The 19847-nt window shown below is 68.7% G+C and carries 16 protein-coding genes; 4 read left to right on the forward strand and 12 right to left on the reverse strand.

Annotated features, from left to right (window positions below; genetic code table 11):
- Positions 1 to 100: 100 nt before the first annotated feature.
- Positions 101 to 730 (reverse strand): DUF4360 domain-containing protein, encoded by a 630-nt coding sequence (locus tag ABZV40_RS27410; protein ID WP_355447366.1) that lies wholly within the window; start codon positions 728 to 730, stop codon positions 101 to 103.
- A 73-nt stretch (positions 731 to 803) separates the two neighbouring features.
- Entirely contained in the window at positions 804 to 1535 is a 732-nt protein-coding gene (locus ABZV40_RS27415; RefSeq protein WP_355447368.1) for a DUF4360 domain-containing protein, read from the reverse strand.
- Between the two features lie 92 nt (positions 1536 to 1627).
- Between ABZV40_RS27415 and ABZV40_RS27420 the strand changes: the two genes are divergently transcribed.
- Entirely contained in the window at positions 1628 to 2017 is a 390-nt protein-coding gene (locus ABZV40_RS27420) for a response regulator (RefSeq protein ID WP_355447371.1), read from the forward strand.
- Here the strand turns inward: ABZV40_RS27420 and ABZV40_RS27425 are convergent.
- The 7 genes from ABZV40_RS27425 to tkt all read right to left on the reverse strand — a co-directional run bounded on the left by ABZV40_RS27425 (position 2005) and on the right by tkt (position 13233).
- Complete coding sequence (locus tag ABZV40_RS27425) at positions 2005 to 4947, reverse strand: substrate-binding domain-containing protein (protein ID WP_355447374.1); 2943 nt, start codon at positions 4945 to 4947, stop codon at positions 2005 to 2007. The two genes, ABZV40_RS27420 and ABZV40_RS27425, sit on opposite strands and share 13 nt — an antisense overlap.
- Before the next feature lie 135 nt (positions 4948 to 5082).
- Positions 5083 to 5862 (reverse strand): 6-phosphogluconolactonase, encoded by a 780-nt coding sequence (gene pgl, locus ABZV40_RS27430; protein ID WP_355447377.1) that lies wholly within the window; start codon positions 5860 to 5862, stop codon positions 5083 to 5085.
- Complete coding sequence (gene opcA, locus ABZV40_RS27435; RefSeq protein WP_355447380.1) at positions 5859 to 6887, reverse strand: glucose-6-phosphate dehydrogenase assembly protein OpcA; 1029 nt, start codon at positions 6885 to 6887, stop codon at positions 5859 to 5861. Before opcA ends, pgl begins: the two co-directional genes overlap by 4 nt.
- Positions 6884 to 8425 (reverse strand): glucose-6-phosphate dehydrogenase, encoded by a 1542-nt coding sequence (gene zwf, locus ABZV40_RS27440; RefSeq protein WP_355447382.1) that lies wholly within the window; start codon positions 8423 to 8425, stop codon positions 6884 to 6886. The genes opcA and zwf overlap by 4 nt, the downstream gene beginning before the upstream one ends.
- Positions 8422 to 10008 carry a glucose-6-phosphate isomerase gene (locus ABZV40_RS27445; protein WP_355447384.1) on the reverse strand — a complete coding sequence of 529 codons (1587 nt, stop codon included), beginning with the start codon at positions 10006 to 10008 and terminating at the stop codon, positions 8422 to 8424. Before ABZV40_RS27445 ends, zwf begins: the two co-directional genes overlap by 4 nt.
- A gap of 25 nt (positions 10009 to 10033) precedes the next feature.
- A complete protein-coding gene (tal, locus tag ABZV40_RS27450; protein ID WP_355447387.1) occupies positions 10034 to 11146 on the reverse strand; it encodes a transaldolase in 1113 nt (370 codons plus the stop codon).
- Positions 11143 to 13233 carry a transketolase gene (gene tkt / locus ABZV40_RS27455; RefSeq protein WP_355447390.1) on the reverse strand — a complete coding sequence of 697 codons (2091 nt, stop codon included), beginning with the start codon at positions 13231 to 13233 and terminating at the stop codon, positions 11143 to 11145. Before tkt ends, tal begins: the two co-directional genes overlap by 4 nt.
- Before the next feature lie 255 nt (positions 13234 to 13488).
- On the opposite strand from tkt, the gene ABZV40_RS27460 reads away from it, so the two are divergent.
- On the forward strand, positions 13489 to 14412 hold the full coding sequence (locus tag ABZV40_RS27460; protein ID WP_355447393.1) for a heme o synthase: 924 nt from the start codon (positions 13489 to 13491) through the stop codon (positions 14410 to 14412).
- 22 nt (positions 14413 to 14434) lie between these two features.
- Positions 14435 to 16441 carry a hypothetical protein gene (locus tag ABZV40_RS27465; RefSeq protein WP_355447396.1) on the forward strand — a complete coding sequence of 669 codons (2007 nt, stop codon included), beginning with the start codon at positions 14435 to 14437 and terminating at the stop codon, positions 16439 to 16441.
- 110 nt (positions 16442 to 16551) lie between these two features.
- Here the strand turns inward: ABZV40_RS27465 and ABZV40_RS27470 are convergent, their stop codons facing one another.
- The 3 genes from ABZV40_RS27470 to ABZV40_RS27480 are packed head-to-tail and all read right to left on the reverse strand — an operon-like array spanning position 16552 to position 18916.
- Positions 16552 to 17199: an HD family phosphohydrolase gene (locus ABZV40_RS27470; protein ID WP_355447399.1), complete on the reverse strand. Its 648-nt coding sequence runs from the start codon at positions 17197 to 17199 to the stop codon at positions 16552 to 16554.
- A 58-nt stretch (positions 17200 to 17257) separates the two neighbouring features.
- Positions 17258 to 17905 (reverse strand): hypothetical protein, encoded by a 648-nt coding sequence (locus ABZV40_RS27475; RefSeq protein ID WP_355447402.1) that lies wholly within the window; start codon positions 17903 to 17905, stop codon positions 17258 to 17260.
- Positions 17906 to 17911: 6 nt separating this feature from the next.
- Complete coding sequence (locus tag ABZV40_RS27480; protein WP_355447405.1) at positions 17912 to 18916, reverse strand: hypothetical protein; 1005 nt, start codon at positions 18914 to 18916, stop codon at positions 17912 to 17914.
- A gap of 287 nt (positions 18917 to 19203) precedes the next feature.
- On the opposite strand from ABZV40_RS27480, the gene ABZV40_RS27485 reads away from it, so the two are divergent.
- Complete coding sequence (locus ABZV40_RS27485; RefSeq protein WP_355447408.1) at positions 19204 to 19713, forward strand: FKBP-type peptidyl-prolyl cis-trans isomerase; 510 nt, start codon at positions 19204 to 19206, stop codon at positions 19711 to 19713.
- Positions 19714 to 19847: the final 134 nt, after the last annotated feature.

Below are 19847 nucleotides of genomic sequence, written 5' to 3' on the forward strand. Positions count from 1 at the left end.
CACAGTGCAGACGGCCAGACACGCGGATTGGTACGGCGCTCGGCTCACTTATGTGCTACCGCACACGCATCGGGCGTGCGCGGTAGCCGTTCAGAGGCGGTTACGAGCAGTGCTTCCAGGCGAAGTGGTACGTCGTTTCGAGGCTGCCGTCGGTCGAGTCCATCGTCATGAAGCTCGTGGTCGTGGCGGTGTTGGAGGTGCCGCCGTAGACCCGGAGCTCTGTGTTGATGTTGAAGTTCCGCTTCTCGCCGCACGGGGAGTAGACGATCGCGGCGACCTCGGTCGTGTCGGTGGCCTGCCAGTCCTCGCTGACGGGCCCGTTGTACCGGTGGGAGATCTGCTCGGTCTGCGACATGCCCTGGAAGTAGTAGTTCGCCTTCTGGACGGAGTACGCACCCGGTTCCAGGTGCGCGAAACCTCTGTAGTCCGCCGAGGCGATGCCGTAGGTGAAGCCCTGCGGCACGTTGACCCGCAGGTTGAGCTGGCAGTTCTTGCGCAGGTCTGTCGGCTTCGCGCCGACGCCGACCTGGGCCAGGTAGTCGCTGTAGGTGACGGTGAACGCCTTGTTGTCCTCGGACACCGCGACGGCTGCCGTGCCCGCGGGGCAGCCCGAGCCGTTGATCGTGACGATGTCGATCGTGATGTGGTCGGGCGGCGGCGTGTCGTTCGGCGCGCCGGGCGGGATGACGATCGCTGAGGCCAGCAGGGCAGCGGCAACCGCGTTGATCATGGGACACCTTTCCAACGCAACTCGCAGGGTGGGTGGCGGCGGTTGAGCAGGGAGGCGGCGGCCTGTGCGGGAATCAGCAGCGCTTCCAGGAGAAGTGGTGCAGCGTGCGCACTTCTCCGCGCGTGTAGTCCATCGTCAGGAAACTGTTTTCATTGGCGTCCGAGGTTCCCTTGTCGACCTTCAGGGAGCTGTTGACGTTGAGATTCCGCTTCTCGCCGCACGGCGACCAGACGATCTCCGAGAACTCGGTCCGGTGGGTGATCGACCAGTTGTCGTCGAACGGCCCGGTGAACGAGTGCTTCCACGTGGTGGTGGCCGATTGACCCTGGAAGTAGTAATTCACCGACTGCGACCCGGTGGCGCCGCGCTCAAGGTGCCCGTAGCCCGCGTACTCCGCTTCCGCGATGCCGTACGAGTAGCCTTGCGGTGAGTTGATCTGCAGGGTGAGCTGGCAGTTCTTGCGGATCTCCGTCGGGCTGGCACCTTTGCCCGTCTGGGCGAGGTAGTCGCTGTAGATCACCCAGAACGACGTGTTGTCCCCTGCCACGACCACTTCCGCGGTGCCCTGCTTGCACCCGGATCCGTTCACCATCACCACGTCGATCGTCACGCGGTCCGAAGGAATCGCCTCGGCGGCGTGTGCGGGTGTGGACGACAATGTGAACAGCACGGCCAGAGCGGCTGCTGCCGTCGCTTTACGCATGAAGTTGGCCTTTCCTGGTGCCTCTTTCTCAGCGTGGAGCGGCAGCGGTGCCGCGAAGGTTAGCGCAGACCCACAACCAATGGTGTGATCCAAATGGACCATGTCATCCTGATGGAGCAGTTCGTGAAGAATTCCCGGAAATAGTTGTCGACCTGGTGCTGAGGGCACGAATAGTTTCCGGCATACTGACGCGCATGTCGCAAGCTGGGCTGGTGCTCGTGGTCGAGGACGAGGACCCCGTGCGGAGGTACACCGTGAGCCTGCTCGAAGAGCTCGGCTTCACAGTGCTGCAGGCCAGCGACGGTTCCGAGGCGATCGCGATCCTGCGCGAGCGCAGTGCGGAGGTCAGCGCGATGCTGCTCGACCACAGCATGCCGGGCCTGTCCGGTGAGCAGGTGCTGGCCGAGCTGGCGCGGGAGGGCCTCACCGTGCCGGTCGTGCTGACCAGCGGCCACGACCGCACGTCGCTGGAACGCCGGTTCGCCGGGCACGACATCGCGGGCTACCTGCAGAAGCCGTTCCGCATCGAGGCGCTGGACGAGACGGTCCGCGCCGCCGTAGCGCGTCGTGCTCAGGCGTCCTGACGCAGTGCCTCCCGCACGCGTTCGAGCAGCTCGCTCTCCACGTACGGCTTGGTGATCAGCACCTCGTCGTCGAGGACCTCGTCGGTCGTGTAGCCGGACATGTAGATGACGGCGGGCGCGGCACCGGTCGAGCGCAGCAGCCGGACCAGCTCGGGGCCGCCCATCTTCGGCATCACGACGTCGGTCAGCACCAGGTCGATCGTGCTGCGGTGGGCAGTGGCGAGCTGCAGCGCCTCCTGCCCGTCGCTCGCCTCGATCACCGCGTAGCCCGCGCTCTCCAGCGACCGGCGGGTCATGACCCGCACCTGGCTGTCGTCCTCCACGAGGAGCACCGTGCCCGCTCCGCGGTGCGAGGTCGTGCGACGCGCGCACGGCGCTTCCGGCGTGCCGTCGTGGTCGTGCGGCACCGGCAGGTAGACCTCGATGGTCGTGCCTTTGCCGGGCGCGCTGATCAGCTCGATCTGGCCGCCGGACTGCTGCACGATGCCGAACACCGTGGACAGGCCGAGGCCGGTGCCCTTGCCGACCGGTTTGGTGGTGAAGTACGGCTCGAACACCTGCGCCTGCACGTCCGGTGCCATGCCCGCACCCGTGTCCTGCACGCGCATCACGACGTACTGGCCGGGACGGACGCCGACGATGCGACCGGTGTCGCCGGGGCCGAGCGTGGCGTCCGCGATCGCGATGGTGAGCTTGCCGCCGTCGGGCATCGCGTCCCGCGAGTTGACCGCGAGGTTGAACAGGATCTGCTCGACCTGGCCCGCGTCCGCCCACACCCGTGCCACGTTCTCCGGCAGGTCCAGCTCCAGCTCGATCCGGTCGCCGACGAGCGTGCGCAACATCGAGTGGACCTTGGTGAGGTTGTGCTTGAGGTCGAGCGACTCGGGGTGCAGGACCTGCTGGCGGGTGAACGCGAGCAGCTGCCTGGTGAGGTTCGCGGCCCGTTCGCCGGCGTGCCGGATGTCCTCGATCGCCGTGCGGCGCGGATCGTCCTGCGGGGTGCGGCGCAGCAGCATCTCGCTGTTGCCGTTCACGACGGTGAGGATGTTGTTGAAGTCGTGCGCGATGCCGCCGGTCAACCTGCCGATGGCTTCCATCTTCTGCGCGTGCCGCAGCTGCGCTTCCGTCTCGCCGACACGTTCTTCGAGCCGTGCGCGCGCGTCCTTCAGCTCCTGCATCAGCCTGATGCCCCGCAGTGCGCTGCTTAGCTGCTGCTGCAACGCCTCGTAGATCCAGCCGGGTTCCGGGCCCTGCTCGAAGATCGCGTACCCGAGGTGGTCCTCGTCGGTGTAGAGCGGGACGCACATGGCGCTGAACGGCTGGCCGCGGTGGAACGGGTACGGCGTGAGGTTGATGGCCGGGAACGGCGTGCTGACGTGATCCTGGAGCTGGTTGTCCTCGTACCGCACGAGCGCGCGCGCCATGCCGGGGGAGTCGTACGCCATGACGTGACAGCCGGGGATGCCGAGACGCGGGAGTTCCTCGGTGAGGGCGGCCGTCAGCTCGTCGACGTCACGTGACGCGATGAGCCGTTGCCCGGCCTCGCGCACCGTCTGCTCGTGACGCTCGTGCGAGAGGTACTTGAACCGTGCCTCCGTGGCGAACGCATCGCCGACAAGGAGCTGCACGCGCAACCACAGGTCGTTGACGAGCGTGGCGTCACTGATGCGTGCCGTCACGAACCGATGGAGGTCGAACAGCGGCGGCCACCACCGTTCGGGCTCGCACCCGGCGCGCGCACTCGTGCGGATGTACTCCGCGAGCAGCTTGAGGAACTCCGCGCCTTCGACCTCCCCTCGGCCCGCCGCCATCAGCTCGACGATGAGCTGCTCGGCCCAGCCCTCCGGCAGCCTGGTGGACGGCGGCCCGAGCGAGCTGCGCAGGTGGTCGGCCACGGTAGCCGCGGTCGCCGACTCGGAGATGTTCAACCGGCCGTGCGCGGGCGCGTGATCACCGAGTCCGGACGGCAGGCAGCCGCACGACCGCCGGACGATCAGCTCGGTCGGCATGGTCTGCCGTGGCAGCGTCGGCCTGCCCTGCACGAGCGCCAGCGCCAGTTCCGCGGCCCGGACCCCCATCTCGTGGAACGGCGCGCGCACGGTGGTGAACGCGGGCGTCGCCGCGTCGATGTTCACCTCGCGCCGCACCCGGTCCGGCGGCCAGTCACCCGTGGCCGTGACGTAGCCGAGATCGTGCGTGCGGACGTTGGTGTGGTTGTCGTACCCGACGACCGCGATGTCCTCCGGCGTGCGGAACCCCAGCTCCTCCAACGCGGACACGACCCCGATGGCGTAGTCGTCGTTCGCGGCCGCGATGGCGTCCGGCGGCTCCTGAAGCCTGATGAGCATCTTGCGCACCGCGTCGGCCGCGCCGCTGGGCTCCCAGATGAACGAGCCGGGCATGGTGATGAGCTCGGGTTCGAACGGGATCCCGTGCTTGCGCAACGAGTCCAGGTACCCCTGGAACCGCTCCTGCGCCCCCGCATGCGTTTGCGGCCCCCGCACGAACGCGATCCGCCGCTTCCCGTGCACCTCGACGAGGTGGTCGACGGCCTGCTCCATGCCGTCCCGGTTGTCCATCATGATGGTGGGCCACTGCGCGAGGGACGTCTCCACACTCACCATCGGCATGGGCGCGTACCGCTTCACGAACTCCTGCATGCCCTCGGACCCGACGAGCTGCCCCACGCGCGTAGTCCACACGACGAGCGCATCGATCCGGTTGGGCGAGATCAGGTCGTACACCGTGTTCGCCCGCCGCTTGTGCAGGTCCGGGTGGTCCAACTCGTTGCCCACGAAGCACAGCAGGTCGCACCCGAGGTGCTGCGCGCCGTCGCTGACACCACGCCACTGCTCGCCCGCGAGCTCGATGAGCGGGCCCGCGGTGATCATCCCGATGGTGGGACGCCGCTTCGCACTGCCGTTCGCCACAAAACCCCCGCTACTGAACGCGATTCGGGATGATACGCGTTGTCGAGAGGAATGCCTGTCCTGTTACCTATGGGCTGCCCCAAAGGAAAACGGCCCCCAAAGCCGAAGCCTTGGAGGCCGGTCGAACCGGAACCGTCACGCCAGCGGCGGCTTGAACAACGCGGGCACCTTCGACGCGGCCGCGTCGTCCAGCAGCCACAACGTCCGCCGTCGCCCGGTCGCTCCCGCGGCCGGCAGCTGAACCTCGCCCGCCCCGGTCAGCGCCATGGCCACCGCGGCGGCCTTGGCCTCACCGGTGGTCATCAGCCAGACCTCCTGCGCGCACCGCACCGACGACAGGGTCAGCGAGACGCGCGTGGGCGGGGGCTTCGGGCAGTTGCGCACCGCGACGACGGTCCGCTCCTTCTCGTACACCGCGGGAGAAGCGGGGAACACCGAGGCCACGTGGCCCTCCTCGCCGACGCCCAGCATGCAGACGTCGAACGTGGGCACGTCGCCGTGGTCCTCCGGGCGCGCCAGCGCTGCCAGCAGTGACGCGTAGGCCTCGGCGGCGGCTTCCGGGTCGTCGCCGAACTTGCCGTCCGACGGCTCCATCACGTGCACGCGTGAGGGATCCACCGGCACGTGGTCCAGCAGGGCGGCGCGGGCCTGGGTCTCGTTGCGGTCCGGGTGGCCCGAGGGCAGGAAGCGCTCGTCGCCCCAGTACAGGTCGACGCGCGACCAGTCCACGGCGTCGCGGGCCCCGTTGCGGTTCAGGTGTTCCAGGACCGCGGTGCCCGTGCGGCCGCCGGTCAGCACGACGGACGCGTAGCCGCGGGCGGCCTGGGCGTCGACCATGCGGGTCACCAGGCGGGCCGCCGCGGCGGCGGCCAGGAGGTCGCCGTCGCGGTGGACCACAACTTGCGGGTTGCTCACGAGCTCGCCTTCGCCTTGGACTTCTTGGCAGCGGGAGCGGGAGCCGCGGCCTTGCCGTTGGAGGACTCGGGCGAGGTTTCCTCGGGCTTCGCAGCCGAGGGCGCGCGGCCCTTCGCGACCTTCGACAGCGACTTCAGCGCCGCGGCGTAGATCTCGTCCGGGTCCAACCGGCGCAGCTCCTCGGCCAGGCAGTCGCGGATGGAACGACGCTGCAGCGCCACCCGCCGCGACGGCTGGCCGGGCTGCGACAGCGTGCCCACCTTGCCGTCCGGGCGGATCAGCTCGACGGCGCCGGACGCGCGGTCCAGCTTGACCTGCACGATGCCCTCGCCGCTGGTCGCCTTGTAGCGCTTGGCCGGGACCTTCAGCTTGTCGGTCAGCCACGCGGCCAGCAGGTCGGTGGACGGCGAGTCGGCCTCACCGGTCACCTCGGCCTCGACGATCTTCTCGTACGGCGGCAGGTCCAGCGACGCCGCCAGCATGGCGCGCCACAGCGTCAGGCGCGTCCACGCCAGGTCCGTGTCGCCCGGCGCGTAGTGGGCGCGGCGGGACTCCAGGGCCTTGATCGGGTTCTTCTCGGCCGCCGCGTCGGTGATGCGGCGCTGGGCGAGCTGGCCGATCGGGTCCTTGGACGGCGACACCGGCGCGTCGAACGGCCACCACGCCACGACCGGGGTGTCCGGCAGCAGCAGCGGCATGACGCACGAGGCACCTTCCTTGGCCAGCTCTCCGTACAGACGGAGAACGACGACCTCGGAAGCACCCGCGTCACCGCCGACGCGGATCTGCGCGTCCAGCCGGGGCGCGGCCTGGCGGGCGCCGCGGGCCACGACGATCACGCGACACGGGTGCTCGCGCGAGGCGTCGTTGGCCGCGTCGATCGCGGCGTCGGTGCGCTGGCCGTCCTCGGTCACGATGACCAGGGTCAGCACGCGACCGAGCGTCGTCGCACCGCCCTCGTCGCGCAGCCGGACCAGCCGCGAGTTGATCTGCGAGGTGGTGGTCGAGGGAAGGTCGATGATCACGGACGCCTCCAGTGCCTTCCGGTCCTGGCGGTCATCGCGTCCGCCGACGGCGGACCCCAGGTTCCTGCCTTGTACTTCTCCAGCGGCGGCTCGTCCTTGCGAGCCCAGAAGTCGAGCACCGGGTCGAGGATCTCCCAGGAGAGCTCGACCTCGTCGTTCTTCGGGAACAGCGACGGCTCACCGAGCAGCACGTCCAGCAGCAGCCGCTCGTAGGCCTCCGGCGACGACTCGGTGAACGAGTGGCCGTAGCCGAAGTCCATCGTGACGTCGCGGACCTCCATCGTGTTGCCCGGCACCTTCGAGCCGAACCGGATGGTCACGCCCTCGTCCGGCTGCACCCGGACCACCAGGGCGTTCTGGCCGAGCTCCTCGGTGGCGGTGTCGTCGAACGGCAGGTGCGGCGCCCGCTTGAACACCACGGCCACCTCGGTGACGCGACGGCCCAGCCGCTTGCCGGTGCGCAGGTAGAACGGCACCCCCGCCCAGCGACGCGTGTTGATCTCGCAGGTGATCGCACCGAACGTCTCGGTCTTCGACTCGGGCGAGAACCCGCCCTCCTCCAGCAGACCGGGCACCTTCTGACCGCCCTGCCAGCCACCGGTGTACTGACCGCGCGCGGTGGTCTCCTCGAACGGCTCCAGCGGCCGCGTCGCCGAGAGGATCTTCACCTTCTCCGCGCGCAGGTCCGCCGGCTTGAACGAGACCGGCTCCTCCATCGCGATCAGCGCGAGCAGCTGCAGCAGGTGGTTCTGGATGACGTCGCGCGTCGCGCCGATGCCGTCGTAGTAGCCGGCGCGGCCACCGAGACCGATGTCCTCGGCCATGGTGATCTGCACGTGGTCGACGTAGTTCGAGTTCCAGATGGGTTCGTACAGCTGGTTCGCGAACCGCAGCGCCAGGATGTTCTGGACGGTCTCCTTGCCGAGGTAGTGGTCGATGCGGAACACCGACTCCTCGGGGAAGACCTCGTTGACCGTCCGGTTCAGCTCCTTGGCCGACTTGAGGTCGTGGCCGAACGGCTTCTCGATGACCACGCGGCGCCACTGGTCGCGCGAGGTCTGGGCGAGACCGGCGCGCTTGAGCTGGTTGATCACCGTCGGGAACGCGCCCGGCGGGATCGACAGGTAGAACGCGTGGTTGCCGCCCGTGCCGCGCTCGGCGTCCAGCGCCGCGAGGCACGAGGCCAGGTTGTCGAACGCCTGGTCGTCGTCGAACGTGCCCTGCACGAACCGGATGCCTTCGGCGAGCTGCGACCACACGTGCTCGTTGAACGGCGTGCGGGCGTGCTCCTTCACCGCGTCGTGCACGACCTGCATGAAGTCCTGGTCGGCCCAGTCGCGGCGGGCGAAGCCGACGAGCCCGAAGCCCGGCGGCAGCAGCCCGCGGTTGGCGAGGTCGTAGATCGCGGGCATCAGCTTCTTGCGCGACAGGTCACCGGTGACACCGAAGATGACCAGCGCGCTCGGGCCCGCGATGCGGGGCAGGCGCTTGTCCGCCGCGTCCCGCAGCGGGTTGCGCCACTTCTCGGATGTGGTCACGAGCCGTCCTCCTGGACTGCCTCGACGAGCTGGGCCAGACCTGCGATGCGGTCGGTCAGGTGCAGCCGCAGCACCGGACGACCGTGCTCGGCCAGCACCTGACCGTCGCCGAGCGCCTGCGCGAGCTGCAGCTGCGCCAGCGTGTACGGACGGCCGGGCACCTCCAGGTCGTCGCCGGACTCGCCGGTGATCTGGATGAACACGCCGTTCTGGTGACCGCCCTTGTGGTACTGGCCGGTCGAGTGCAGGAAGCGCGGACCCCAGCCGAACGTGGTCTGCAGGTGCGTCCTCTTCGCGATCTCCGCGCGGAGCAGCTCGAACGACGCGTCGTCGATCCTGTCCAGGTACGCCTGAACCGAGATGTAGCCGTGGTCGGGCGCCACTTCGACCAGCGCCGCCAGTGCTTCGGCGACGGTGTTCACCTCGCGCGGGGCCCAGTCCGTGCCGTGGCCCTCCACCGGACCATCCACAAAGGACGGCTCGGACGACGACGCGACCGGCGCGTCCAGCAGCGCGCGGGCGGCCTTCTTCGCGGCCTCCACGTCGGGCTGGTCGAACGGGTTGATGCCGAGCACCCGGCCGACGAGCGCGGTCGCGTACTCCCACAGCAGGAACTGCGCGCCCAGCTTGCCCTCGACCGCGACGTTCGCCGAGCCGGTGGCCGGTCCGATCGCGACGGTCGTGGCATCCGAGCGCGCGTCCACGAAACCGGGTGCGCCGGGGCCCTCGACGACGACCGGCAGCAGGCCGGTGCCGTTCTTGCCGGTCGACTCGGCGATCAGCTGCTCGGCCCAGTCGCCGAAGCCCTTGATGCCGGAACCGGTGTCGGCGAACACGACCTTCTCGGCACCGTGCGCGTGCGCGGCACCGAAGATCGCGGCCAGCACGACGGCGGGGTTCTCGACCGAGTCCTGCGCGAGGACCTTGGCCTCCTCGGCCGCGTCGTCGAGCAGCGACTCGACGTCGGCACCGGCGAGGTACGACGGCACGAGACCGAACGCGGTCAGCGCCGAGTAACGGCCACCCACGTGCGGATCGGCCAGGAACACCTTGCGGTAGCCCGCTTCCTCCGACGCCTTCTGCAACGGCGAGCCGGGGTCGGTGACCACCACGATGCGCGACGCGGCGTCGATGCCCGCGTCGGTGAAAGCCTTCTCGAAGATGCGCCGGTGGCTGTCGGTCTCGACCGTGCCACCGGACTTGGACGACACCACGATCACCGTGCGCTCGAGGTCACCGGCGAGCGCGTCGGCGACCTGGGCGGGATCGGTGGTGTCCAGCACGACCAGCGGGACGCCGGCGGTCCGCGTGATCACCTCGGGGGCGAGCGACGAGCCCCCCATCCCGGCGAGAACGACGCGGTCGACGCCCTCGGCGTGCAGTTCCTCGCGCAGAGCCTTGAGATCGGGGAGCAGTGCCCGGGACGTCTCGTGCAACGTCGTCCACGAGAGACGAATGCTCGCCTCGGACTCGGCTTCCGGCCCCCACAGGGTCGGGTCCTGCGCGGTCAGCTTGCTCGGCACCGAATCCGCGACCAGGTCAGCAGCGATGGTGCTGACCTGGTCGGCGTTCGGTGACCTCACGATTTCGACGGAGGTCACTTCGTGATCAGCCCTTCAGTTGAGCCAGTTGGTTCGTCACCGTCTCGAGCAACTCTTCCCAGGACTTCTCGAACTTCTCGACGCCCTCGTTCTCCAGGACGACGAACACGTCCTGCAGGTCGATTCCCACGGCGGCGAGCTGGTCGAACACCTCCTGGCCCTCTGCGGCGCGTCCGGTGACCGTGTCACCGGTGATCTTGCCCGCGTCGGCGACGGCCCGCAGCGTCTTCTCCGGCATCGTGTTCACGACGTCGGCGACGACGAGCTGGTCGACGTAGAGGGTCGGGGAGTAGCTGGGGTCCTTGACACCGGTCGACGCCCACAGCGGGCGCTGCGCGTTGGCGCCGTCGGCCTTCAGGGCCTCCCAGCGCTCGCCCTGGAACGTCTTCTCGAACGCGCCGTAGGCGATCCACGCGTTGGCGAGAGCCGCCTTGCCGCGCAGCGCCTTCGCCTCGTCCGAACCGATGGCGTCGAGCCGCTTGTCGATCTCGGTGTCCACCCGGGACACGAAGAACGACGCGACGGAGTGGATCGAGCGCAGGTCGTGGCCGTTGGCCTTGGCCTGCTCCAGACCGTCGAGGTAGGCCTCCATGACCTTCCGGTAGCGCTCGACGGAGAAGATCAGCGTGACGTTGACCGAGATGCCCTCGGCGATCGTCTTCGTGATCGCCGGCAGACCCGCCTCGGTGGCCGGGATCTTCACCAGCAGGTTGGGCCGGTCCACGGTCTTCCACAGGTCCTGCGCCTCGGCCACGGTCTTGTCCGTGTCGAACGCCAGGCGCGGGTCGACCTCGATGGAGACGCGGCCGTCCACCCCGTTGGTCGAGTTGTAGATGTCGCGGAACTTGTCGCACGCGTTGCGCACGTCGGTCGTGGTGACCTCGCGGATGGTCGCCTCGGTGTCGGCACCCCGGTTGGCGAGCTCGCGGACCTGCTCGTCGTAGGACTCGCCCTTCGACAGCGCGCCCGCGAAGATCGTCGGGTTCGTCGTGACCCCGACGACGTTCCAGTCGCGGATCAGCTCGTCCAGGTTGCCGCTGGTGAGGCGCTCACGCGACAGGTCGTCCAGCCAGATCGAGACGCCCGCTCCGGACAGAGCGTCCAGCTTCTCCTTGCTCACTTGTTACCCCTCACTCGCTCCAGCGAACGGCGCGCCGCGGCGACGACGTTCTCCGTCGTGAAGCCGAACTCCTTGAACAGGACCTGGTAGTCGGCCGAGGCGCCGAAGTGCTCGATCGACACGATCTCGCCGTTGTCGCCGACGTAGCGGTACCACGGCTGCGCGATACCGGCTTCCACGGCGACGCGTGCCTTGACCGACGCCGGGATGACGGACTCGCGGTACTCGGCGTCCTGCTTCTCGAACCACTCGATGGACGGCATGGACACCACACGCACTGCAACGCCCCCGCCCTGCAGAACCTTCCCCGCTTCGGCGGCAACCTGCAGCTCAGAGCCTGTTCCGATGATCACGATCTCGGGGTTGTCGTCACCGAAGAGCACGTAACCGCCGCGCTTCACGCCCTCCGCGGAGGTGCCCTCCAGCGTCGGCAGGTTCTGCCGGCTCAGCGCGAGGCCGACCGGGCCGAGCTGCTCGATGACGGCCTTCCAGGCGAACGCGGTCTCGTTCGCGTCACCGGGGCGGACGACCGCGAAGTCCGGGATCGCGCGCAGGGCCGCGAGGTGCTCGATCGGCTGGTGCGTCGGGCCGTCCTCGCCCAGGCCGATGGAGTCGTGCGTCCACACGTACGTGACGGCGGCCTTCATGATCGCGGCCAGGCGCACGGCCGGGCGCATGTAGTCGGAGAACACGAGGAACGTGCCGCCGAACGGGCGGGTCGGGCCGTGCAGCGCGATGCCGTTGAGGATCATGCCCATGGCGTTCTCGCGGACACCGAAGTGCAGCACGCGGCCGTACGGGTCGGCGCTCCACATGCCCGTGGAGATCTCCGCCGGACCGAACGACTTGGCGCCCTTGATGGTCGTCAGGTTCGACTCGGCCAGGTCGGCCGAACCGCCCCACAGCTCGGGCAGGTGCTTGGCGAGGGCGTTGATGACCTCGCCGGAGGCCTTGCGGGTCGGCAGGCCCTTGGCGTCCACCGGGTAGGACGGCAGGTCGGCGTCCCAGCCCTCGGGCAGCTCGCGGGCGACCAGGCGGTCCAGCAGCGCCTTGTTCTCCGGGTTGGCCGAGGCCCACGCGTCGAAGGACTTCTGCCACTCGGCCTTGGCGTGCTCACCGCGCTTGACGACCTCGCGGGTGTGCGCGAGGACCTCGTCGGCGACCTCGAAGGTCCGCTCGGGGTCGAAGCCGAGGATCTCCTTGGTGGCCTTGACCTCGTCGACGCCCAGCGCGGCACCGTGCGCGGCACCGGTGTTCTGCTTGTTCGGCGCCGGGTAGCCGATGATCGTGCGCAGCAGGATGAAGGAAGGCTTGTCGGTGACGGCCTTGGCCTTCTCGACCGCTTCGAGGATGCCCTTGACGTTCTCGCCGGACTCGACGACCTGGACGTGCCAGCCGTAGGCCTCGTAGCGCGCCGCGGTGTCCTCGGACAGCGCGATCGTCGTGTCGTCCTCGATGGAGATCTTGTTGTCGTCGTAGAAGACGACCAGGTTGCCCAGCTGCTGCGTGCCGGCCAGCGACGAGGCCTCGGAGGTGACGCCCTCCTCGATGTCACCGTCGGAGGCGATCACGTAGATGTGGTGGTCGAACGGGCTGGTGCCCGGCGCGGCGTCCGGGTCGAACAGGCCGCGCTCGCGGCGGGCGGCCATGGCCATGCCGACGGCGGAGGCGAGACCGGAGCCCAGCGGGCCGGTCGTGATCTCGACACCCCTGGTGTGGCCGTGCTCCGGGTGACCGGGCGTCTTCGAGCCCCACTTGCGCAGCGACTTGAGGTCGTCCAGCTCCAGGCCGTAGCCCGACAGGAACAGCTGGATGTAGAGCGTCAGGCTGGAGTGGCCCGCGGAGAGCACGAACCGGTCGCGGCCGATCCAGTCCGCGTCGGCGGGGTCGTGCCGCAACACGCGCTGGAACAGCGTGTACGCGAGCGGGGCGAGGCTCATCGCGGTACCGGGATGGCCGTTGCCGACGTTCTGCACGGCGTCCGCCGCGAGCACGCGCGCGGTGTCGACGGCGCGCTTGTCCAGCTCCGTCCAGTCGTCAGGCAGATCGGCCTTGGTGAGCCGGGTGATGTCGTCGGTGACGGTCACGGACTTACAGCTCCACTCTATGTAGCTCGGGCGGGCAGGCTTGATCGATCCCGAACGGCCTGACCCGCATCTCTCCCTCGTCCTCCGGCCAGCCTAGTCCTGAGCGATTCGGATGTTGCTCTGAAAGGTCCCAGGAAGCGTTACAGGTGGGTGTGTGCCGAGGCACACCAGCACCCGAACGGGCTGTGAATTCTTTGCGCGGTTACCATCAGTCGCTGGTTTTCACACCTCTGCGATGCGAGGAGCGTCCACACGATGAGTGCCGTCCTCGAGGCCCCCACCAGGTCGCCTCGTCAGGTAGTGGGCGCCTACGTGGCTCTCACCAAGCCGCGGGTCATCGAGCTCCTGCTGATCACCACGATCCCCGCGATGCTCCTGGCCCAGCACGGCCTCCCGCCGCTGTGGCTGATCGCCTGCACGCTCACCGGCGGCACCCTCGCCGCGGGGTCGGCAAATGCCCTCAACTGCTTCGTCGACGCCGACATCGACTCGGTCATGAAGCGCACGACGGCCAGGCCACTGGCGCAGAACGCCATCCCGCCGCGCAACGCCCTGATCTTCGGCATCGTGCTCGGCGTCGTCTCGTTCGCGTTCCTGTGGATCTTCGTCAACCTCATGTCGGCCGCCTTTGCGGTGGCGACCATCCTGTTCTACATCTTCGTCTACACGCTGGTGCTCAAGCGCCGGACCTCCCAGAACATCATCTGGGGCGGCATGGCGGGGTGCATGCCGGTGATCATCGGCTGGAGCGCGGTGACGGGCACGGTGCAGTGGCCGGCCCTCGTCATGTTCGGCGTCATCTTCTTCTGGACTCCGCCACACACCTGGGCGCTCGCGATGAAGTTCAAGGAGGACTACGCCCGAGCAGGTGTGCCGATGCTGCCCGTGGTGGCCACAGCTCAGCAGGTGACGCGGCAGATCGTCATCTACAGCTGGATCACCGTCGTCTGCACGCTCGCCCTCGCGCCCGTCACGTCCTGGATCTACGTGACTGTCGCGGCGGTGTCGGGCGTGTGGTTCGCGGTCTTCGCGCACAAGCTGCACAACGTTGTTCGCCGCGGCGGATCGACGAACACGATGAAGTTCTTCCACATGTCGAACCTCTACCTGATGCTCGTCTTCTGCGGCCTCGCCGTGGACGCCGTGGTCGGGTTGCCGGTGCTTGCCTGGCCGTTCTAGCTGCACTTCCAGGCGTACGGCTGTGGCGCCGGTTGAGTTCACCGTCTCCGGCGGCGAAGGCGCGCCGCTGGAGTTCGTCGCCGCTCTGACGCCGTCGAAGTCGTTGCTCGTCGTGACCGACCCCGGCGGGTGGGCGCAGGTCAGCGCGGGGCTCGCGGTCGGGCACGCGGCCTCCGCCGCGGTCACGACGTCCGTTCGGGTGGTTCGGTTCGCCGTGCTGGATCTGCGGCACTTCCCGTCGGCCGCGGACCTGCCGTCGATCACCGACGTGCCCGGCGACGTGGTGGCGTTGCACGACACGCGCTCGTGGGACACGGCACCGGTCGTGCAGGCGCTGCGCGGTCTCGGACGACCCGTCGTGCTGTTCACCGCCGTGCACACGTGGGTGCCCGGCGTCGACCAGGCCTCGGTGCTGATCGGGTGGAGCGCGCCGCACGTGGTGCTCGCCGAACCCCTCGGCACCGGTGAGGGGCGGGTCGAGGACGTCCTCTGGCAGTTCCGGGAGCTGGAACGGCGCCGGCTCGTCCGCTACACGACGCTGCCGGAGCCGCCCGCGCCGGACGACCGCGCGGTCACCGTCGTGGTCGCACTCCCCGGCGCCACCGAAGGCGTCGCCGGGGCGTTGCGGCCCGGTGCCGAGTACGAGGTGTGGGTGCACGTCGGGCAGCACCCGGCTCGCCTGCCGGGCGACCAGGAGCTGCGGGCCGTGCTCAGCATGAACGGCCGCGGCGTGCAGGCGGAGTCGTTCGTGCTGCCGGCGGAGGGTTCCAGCCCGTGGGTGAGCTTCCCGGTCACCACGCCGTACGCGTCCGTGCCGTGGAGTGGTGAGCTGGTCATCTACTCCGGTGTCGTGCCGGTGCACGTCCAGCGCGTGGTGCTGCCGGTGGGCGCGGGCGAGCCGAAGGCGATCACGCGGTTGCGGCTGTCCCGGACGTTCGCCGACCTCCAACCGCTGTCGTCGCGGGTCGCGTCGATCCTGGTGCTCGGGGACCGGGCGCTGGTCGCCGCCGGTGGCGTGCCGTCGTGGAGCAGCCTGGACCTCGGCGACCTGCCGCGGTCGTTCCCGGTCGCCTCGGGCCTGGATCCCTGGTACGGCAAGGACTTCCCGGCGTTCTGCGCGGATCTCGCCGCGCTCGCCCGGCAGGGTTCGGCGCTGTACTCGCGGCTGTTCCGCGACCGCGCGCTCGCCGACCGGATCCGGCGGCCGGCACGGGTGCGCCCGGCCGGACTGATGATCGCCGAGGAGACCCCCGGCCCGGTGCCGTGGTCGTTGATCTACGACCTGCCGTTCGCCGACGGGCCGTATCGGCTGTGCGCGTCGGTGGGGCAGTTCGGGCCGTTCGGCGCCGGGGGAGAGGTGCCCGCGCACTGCCCGGTGTCCGACCACAGCGGCAACGTGTTGTGTCCCTTCGGTTTCTGGGGCCTGTCGAGCGTGCTGGAGCAGCCTGTCGGGCCGTTGGTGCCGTTCGTGTCAGCACACCTGCGGCCGTTCGAGGTGTCGATGGCGGTCGACGCGGGCATGGACCGGGCGATGACCGAACGGCACGTGGCCGAGCTGATGTCGATGCTTCCGCCCGAGGTCTTGTCGTCGGCGTATGTCAGCCCGTCGGAGCTGGGACGCGCGTTGGCCGACGAGGTCATGGACGTCGTGCACCTGCATTTCCGCGAGGGGTTCCTCGACGCCGAGGAGATCGCACGCTGGGACCGCGAGGGTGTGTGGCCGCGCCCGCACTGGCCGGCGCGCAAGCCGGTCGTGGTGGGCACGTCACCGATGCCCGGTCTGGTGCGCCCGCTCGTCGACGGCGGCGCGTCGGCGGTGATCAGCCCGGAGGTGGCCGTGCCGCAGGACATGGCGGGCTGGGTGACCGGCATGGTGCTGGCACGGCTCGCGGCCGGGTTCAGCGCGGGCGACGCGCTGCGGCTGACCCGCTGGGAGATGCTGAGCCGCGGCAACGTCATGGGCCTCGCGTACACGTTGCACGGCAGCGCGGATCTGTGCGCACGTCCCAGCGCGCCCGCGGGCGGCTGACGCTGTCAAGAAGAAAAGGCCGCACTTTCCGCGAGGTCGACCTGGACGAGGTGGATGAAGGGCGCCTTCCTCCACGTCAGGTGGAAGAAGGCGCCCTTCATCCACGTCGCTCAGACCCTGGTGAGCAGCTCCTCCACGCACGGGTCGTCGAGGGACTCCACGATGTGCTGCCACAGCAGGAGGTTCGTCTCGGCCCACTTCGAGTAGGTCGCGGCGGCCTCGGCGTCGTAGAAGTAGTAGCCCTCGTCGGCCTTGGAGACCTGCTCGCCGACGATCTTGTGCGCGAGCTCGCGCAGCGTGATCCCGTTCTCCTGCAGGTACTTGTGCGCGAGGACGACCGGCGTGACCGGCAGCGCCTTGAACAGCGTGTCGGCGTCCGACAGCGCTTGGGCCTCCAGCGAGATGTCGCGGTGGCGGGTGCGCATCTCCGCCTCGACGACGATCCGTTCGATCCACTCGATGTCGCCGAGGCAGACACCGGAGATGAACAGGATCTTCCTGCGCAGTGCCTCGCCGTCGGTCGGCAGCGAGTTGCGGCGGACCATGTAGTTCAGGTCGTGCACCAGCGCGGCCACCTCGCAGATGTCCTCCGCGGCGCCGTTGCGCCGGGCGAAGTGCACCGCCTTGTCGCGGACGAAGCTCACGTGGTGCCAGCCGTGGAACTGCAGCTTCGCGGCCAGGTCCTCGCACAGCCGCCTCACGCGCTGCTCCACGTCCGCGATGACAGACCTCGGAATCGTTGTGCGCGTACGCATCATCAGCCCTCCCACCGGGTGGGCTGATGGTAGGCGTGTCACGCCCGCCCGCGCGGGGCTTCTACAGGTGGTTCGTCAGATCCTCCAGCCGGTCCTCGACCGGCACGTGCCGGTGACTGATCCCGGTGTCCGGGTCGTAGCTGAGGCTCCACGGCGTGACGGCACGTGACTTGACCAGGAACGTCATGGTCCCGTCCGCCGCGCGCGGGATGCGGTGGAACTCGTGCGCGAGCAACGTGCCCGTGGTGCCCTCGGTGCACTGGGTGCGGTTCGTGAGCTCGGTGCCGGTGACCGTGCGCCCGCCGACGCCGAGCCGGGCGTCGAAGCGTTCGTGCAGGTACGCGCCGCTCAGGATGGTGGTGCAGAAGTGGTACCGGTGGTTGTGCACCGAGTCCGCGTACCCGGTCCGCCAGTCCGAGAGCGGTTTGTACTCGTGCAGCCAGAACGTGAACGCCTCGTCCGGTTCGTCGCGCAGGCACCACGCGAAGTGCGTCGTGGTCTCCCGGGAGTGGGCGATCACCCAGGTCGCCTGCTGGGGCGTGAGCCCGTCGAGGTGCGCCCTGAGCTCCTTGCGCAGCTCGGGCCGGGCCGCCCACGCGCGGAACCACTCACCGACCTCGGTCCAGTGGTCGATGACGGGAAATTCGGCGCATTTCACCCGAGCGGCGAGCTCCTCGAGCGCGGACAACCCGGTGAACTCGGCTAGCAAGATCGATCAGCTCCTCAACTGAGCGGATGCGGAGAATTCGCGACGGAATGCGTGGAACTTGTCTTCGAGTTCGCGGTACCCGTCGTCGGTGAGAGTGTCACCGGTGATCTTCTCGAACAACGCCAGGAAGTCGTTTCGCGAAGTTCCCGGCGTGATGACGAAGTGATAGCCGGCCTTGGAATTGCTGATCCGCAGGAACTCGGCGCGTTCCATCGCGTACAGGAACGAGCTCTCGGTGAACCTGAGCGTCCTGGGATATGGTCTCGGCACTCCGGCGGTGTTGCTGTAGAGCGTGATCCAGGCGCAGTCGTCGAACAGTTCGAGCCGATCCAGCGGCGGGTCCGAAACGATCGTGACGTCGATCCTGCTGCACCGGCTGCGCGCCACGAACAGCCCGACGAGCCCGATGCGGATCTGTTCCTTGAGCTGTGCGGTGATCTCGTCGTAGTCGCCGTCCGCGCCCTCGTTGCGCAGCAGGTACCGCGCGCGCCCGCTGATCGCGTTGTCGTCGCGCGGGTCCGCCAGCACGGCCCTGAGCTCGCATTCCGTCTGCGACAGCAGGACTCTGCCCGCCGCGTACCGCCCGGCGAACCCGCGGAAGCAGTACAGCCGCGTCCGCTCCAGGTCCTGCATCATCAGCTGGTTGAAGACGGGCGACGGCTCGGCCGTCGGCTCGAACACGTGGCTGGGGAAGAACTCCCGGTCCAGCGCCCGGTACTGCTCGCTGAGCTCCTTGAGCGCCTTGCGGCTCTCCTCGACGACCGGCGCGAGCAGAGCCTTCTGCGCCGCTTTCGACGTGACCAACGTCTGCGTGAAGCTCACCACGGCCGATATGAGCGTGCCCGTGCCCAGCGCGGTCAGGATGTTTCTCGCTGTGCCGGAATCCATTTGACCGGAAATGGCCAGGCTGGTTCCGGACGTCACCACGAGTATGAGGAGGAGCAACCCGGTCCGAGTCCAGAACAACTCCTGGATCAGGTTGCTGCGGATGCCTCCGGCCTCCGCGGACACGTGTTCCACCTCCTGGCGGTCACCTCATCGGCCGCTACCCGAACGGACGAATGCGCTCGGTGTCCGATCAAGTGCGCGGAGTTACTGTACGCGTCGACCTAAACATAAGGAAGCTGCTATTCGTGCGACATTCAGAACCGGAATAACCGCCCTCGGAGGCGTGCGTCCGCCCGCATCCGTGCACTTCGGTGACGGCGCGTCGCGACCTGCCCCGGACGTGTCGGGTGAGGGTGACCCGCCCACCCGAACGCACCCACTGCCGGTGTTCTCCAATACGCTGCCCCACCATGCGCAACGTCCTGCTCATCGCGTCCCTGGCGCTCGCAGCGGTCACCGGCCTCTCCGGCTGCGGCAGCTCGGCCCAGCCCTCCGACCCGTCGGCTCCCTGCAAGGCCGACGACTTCAAGGTCAGCGGCGACTTCGGTGCGGCGCCCAAGGTGGAGATCCCCGCCTGCAAGCCCACCGACCAGCTCATCATCAAGGACCTGGTGCAGGGCACCGGCGCCGAGGTGAAGAAGGGCACGACGGCCACGGTGAACTACCAGCTCACCACGTTCTCGGACAAGAAGGTGCTCGACAGCTCCTTCGAGCGCGGCCAGCCGTTCGACGTGCAGAACGTCGGTCAGGCGCCGGTCATCGACGGCTGGAACGAGGGCATCGTCGGGCTCAAGGAGAAGGGCCGCCGGCTGCTCGTCGTGCCGCCGGCCAAGGGCTACGGCAAGGGCGGTCAGGGCATCAAGGCGAACGAGACGCTCGTGTTCGTGATCGACGGCGTGAAGGTCACCCCGGCGGCGTGAGACGTTGATGAACGGCGCATTTGTCCACCTGAGGTGGATCTGGTGTTTTAACGTCAGGTGAGTTTCCTTAGCGGGCCGTCGTGTCAGCGGCGGCCCGTTTCTTGTTGTGTGTCTTGGGTTTGGGTGAGCTGCGG

The organism is Lentzea sp. NPDC004782, from assembly GCF_040609115.1.
GTDB lineage: Bacteria > Actinomycetota > Actinomycetes > Mycobacteriales > Pseudonocardiaceae > Lentzea.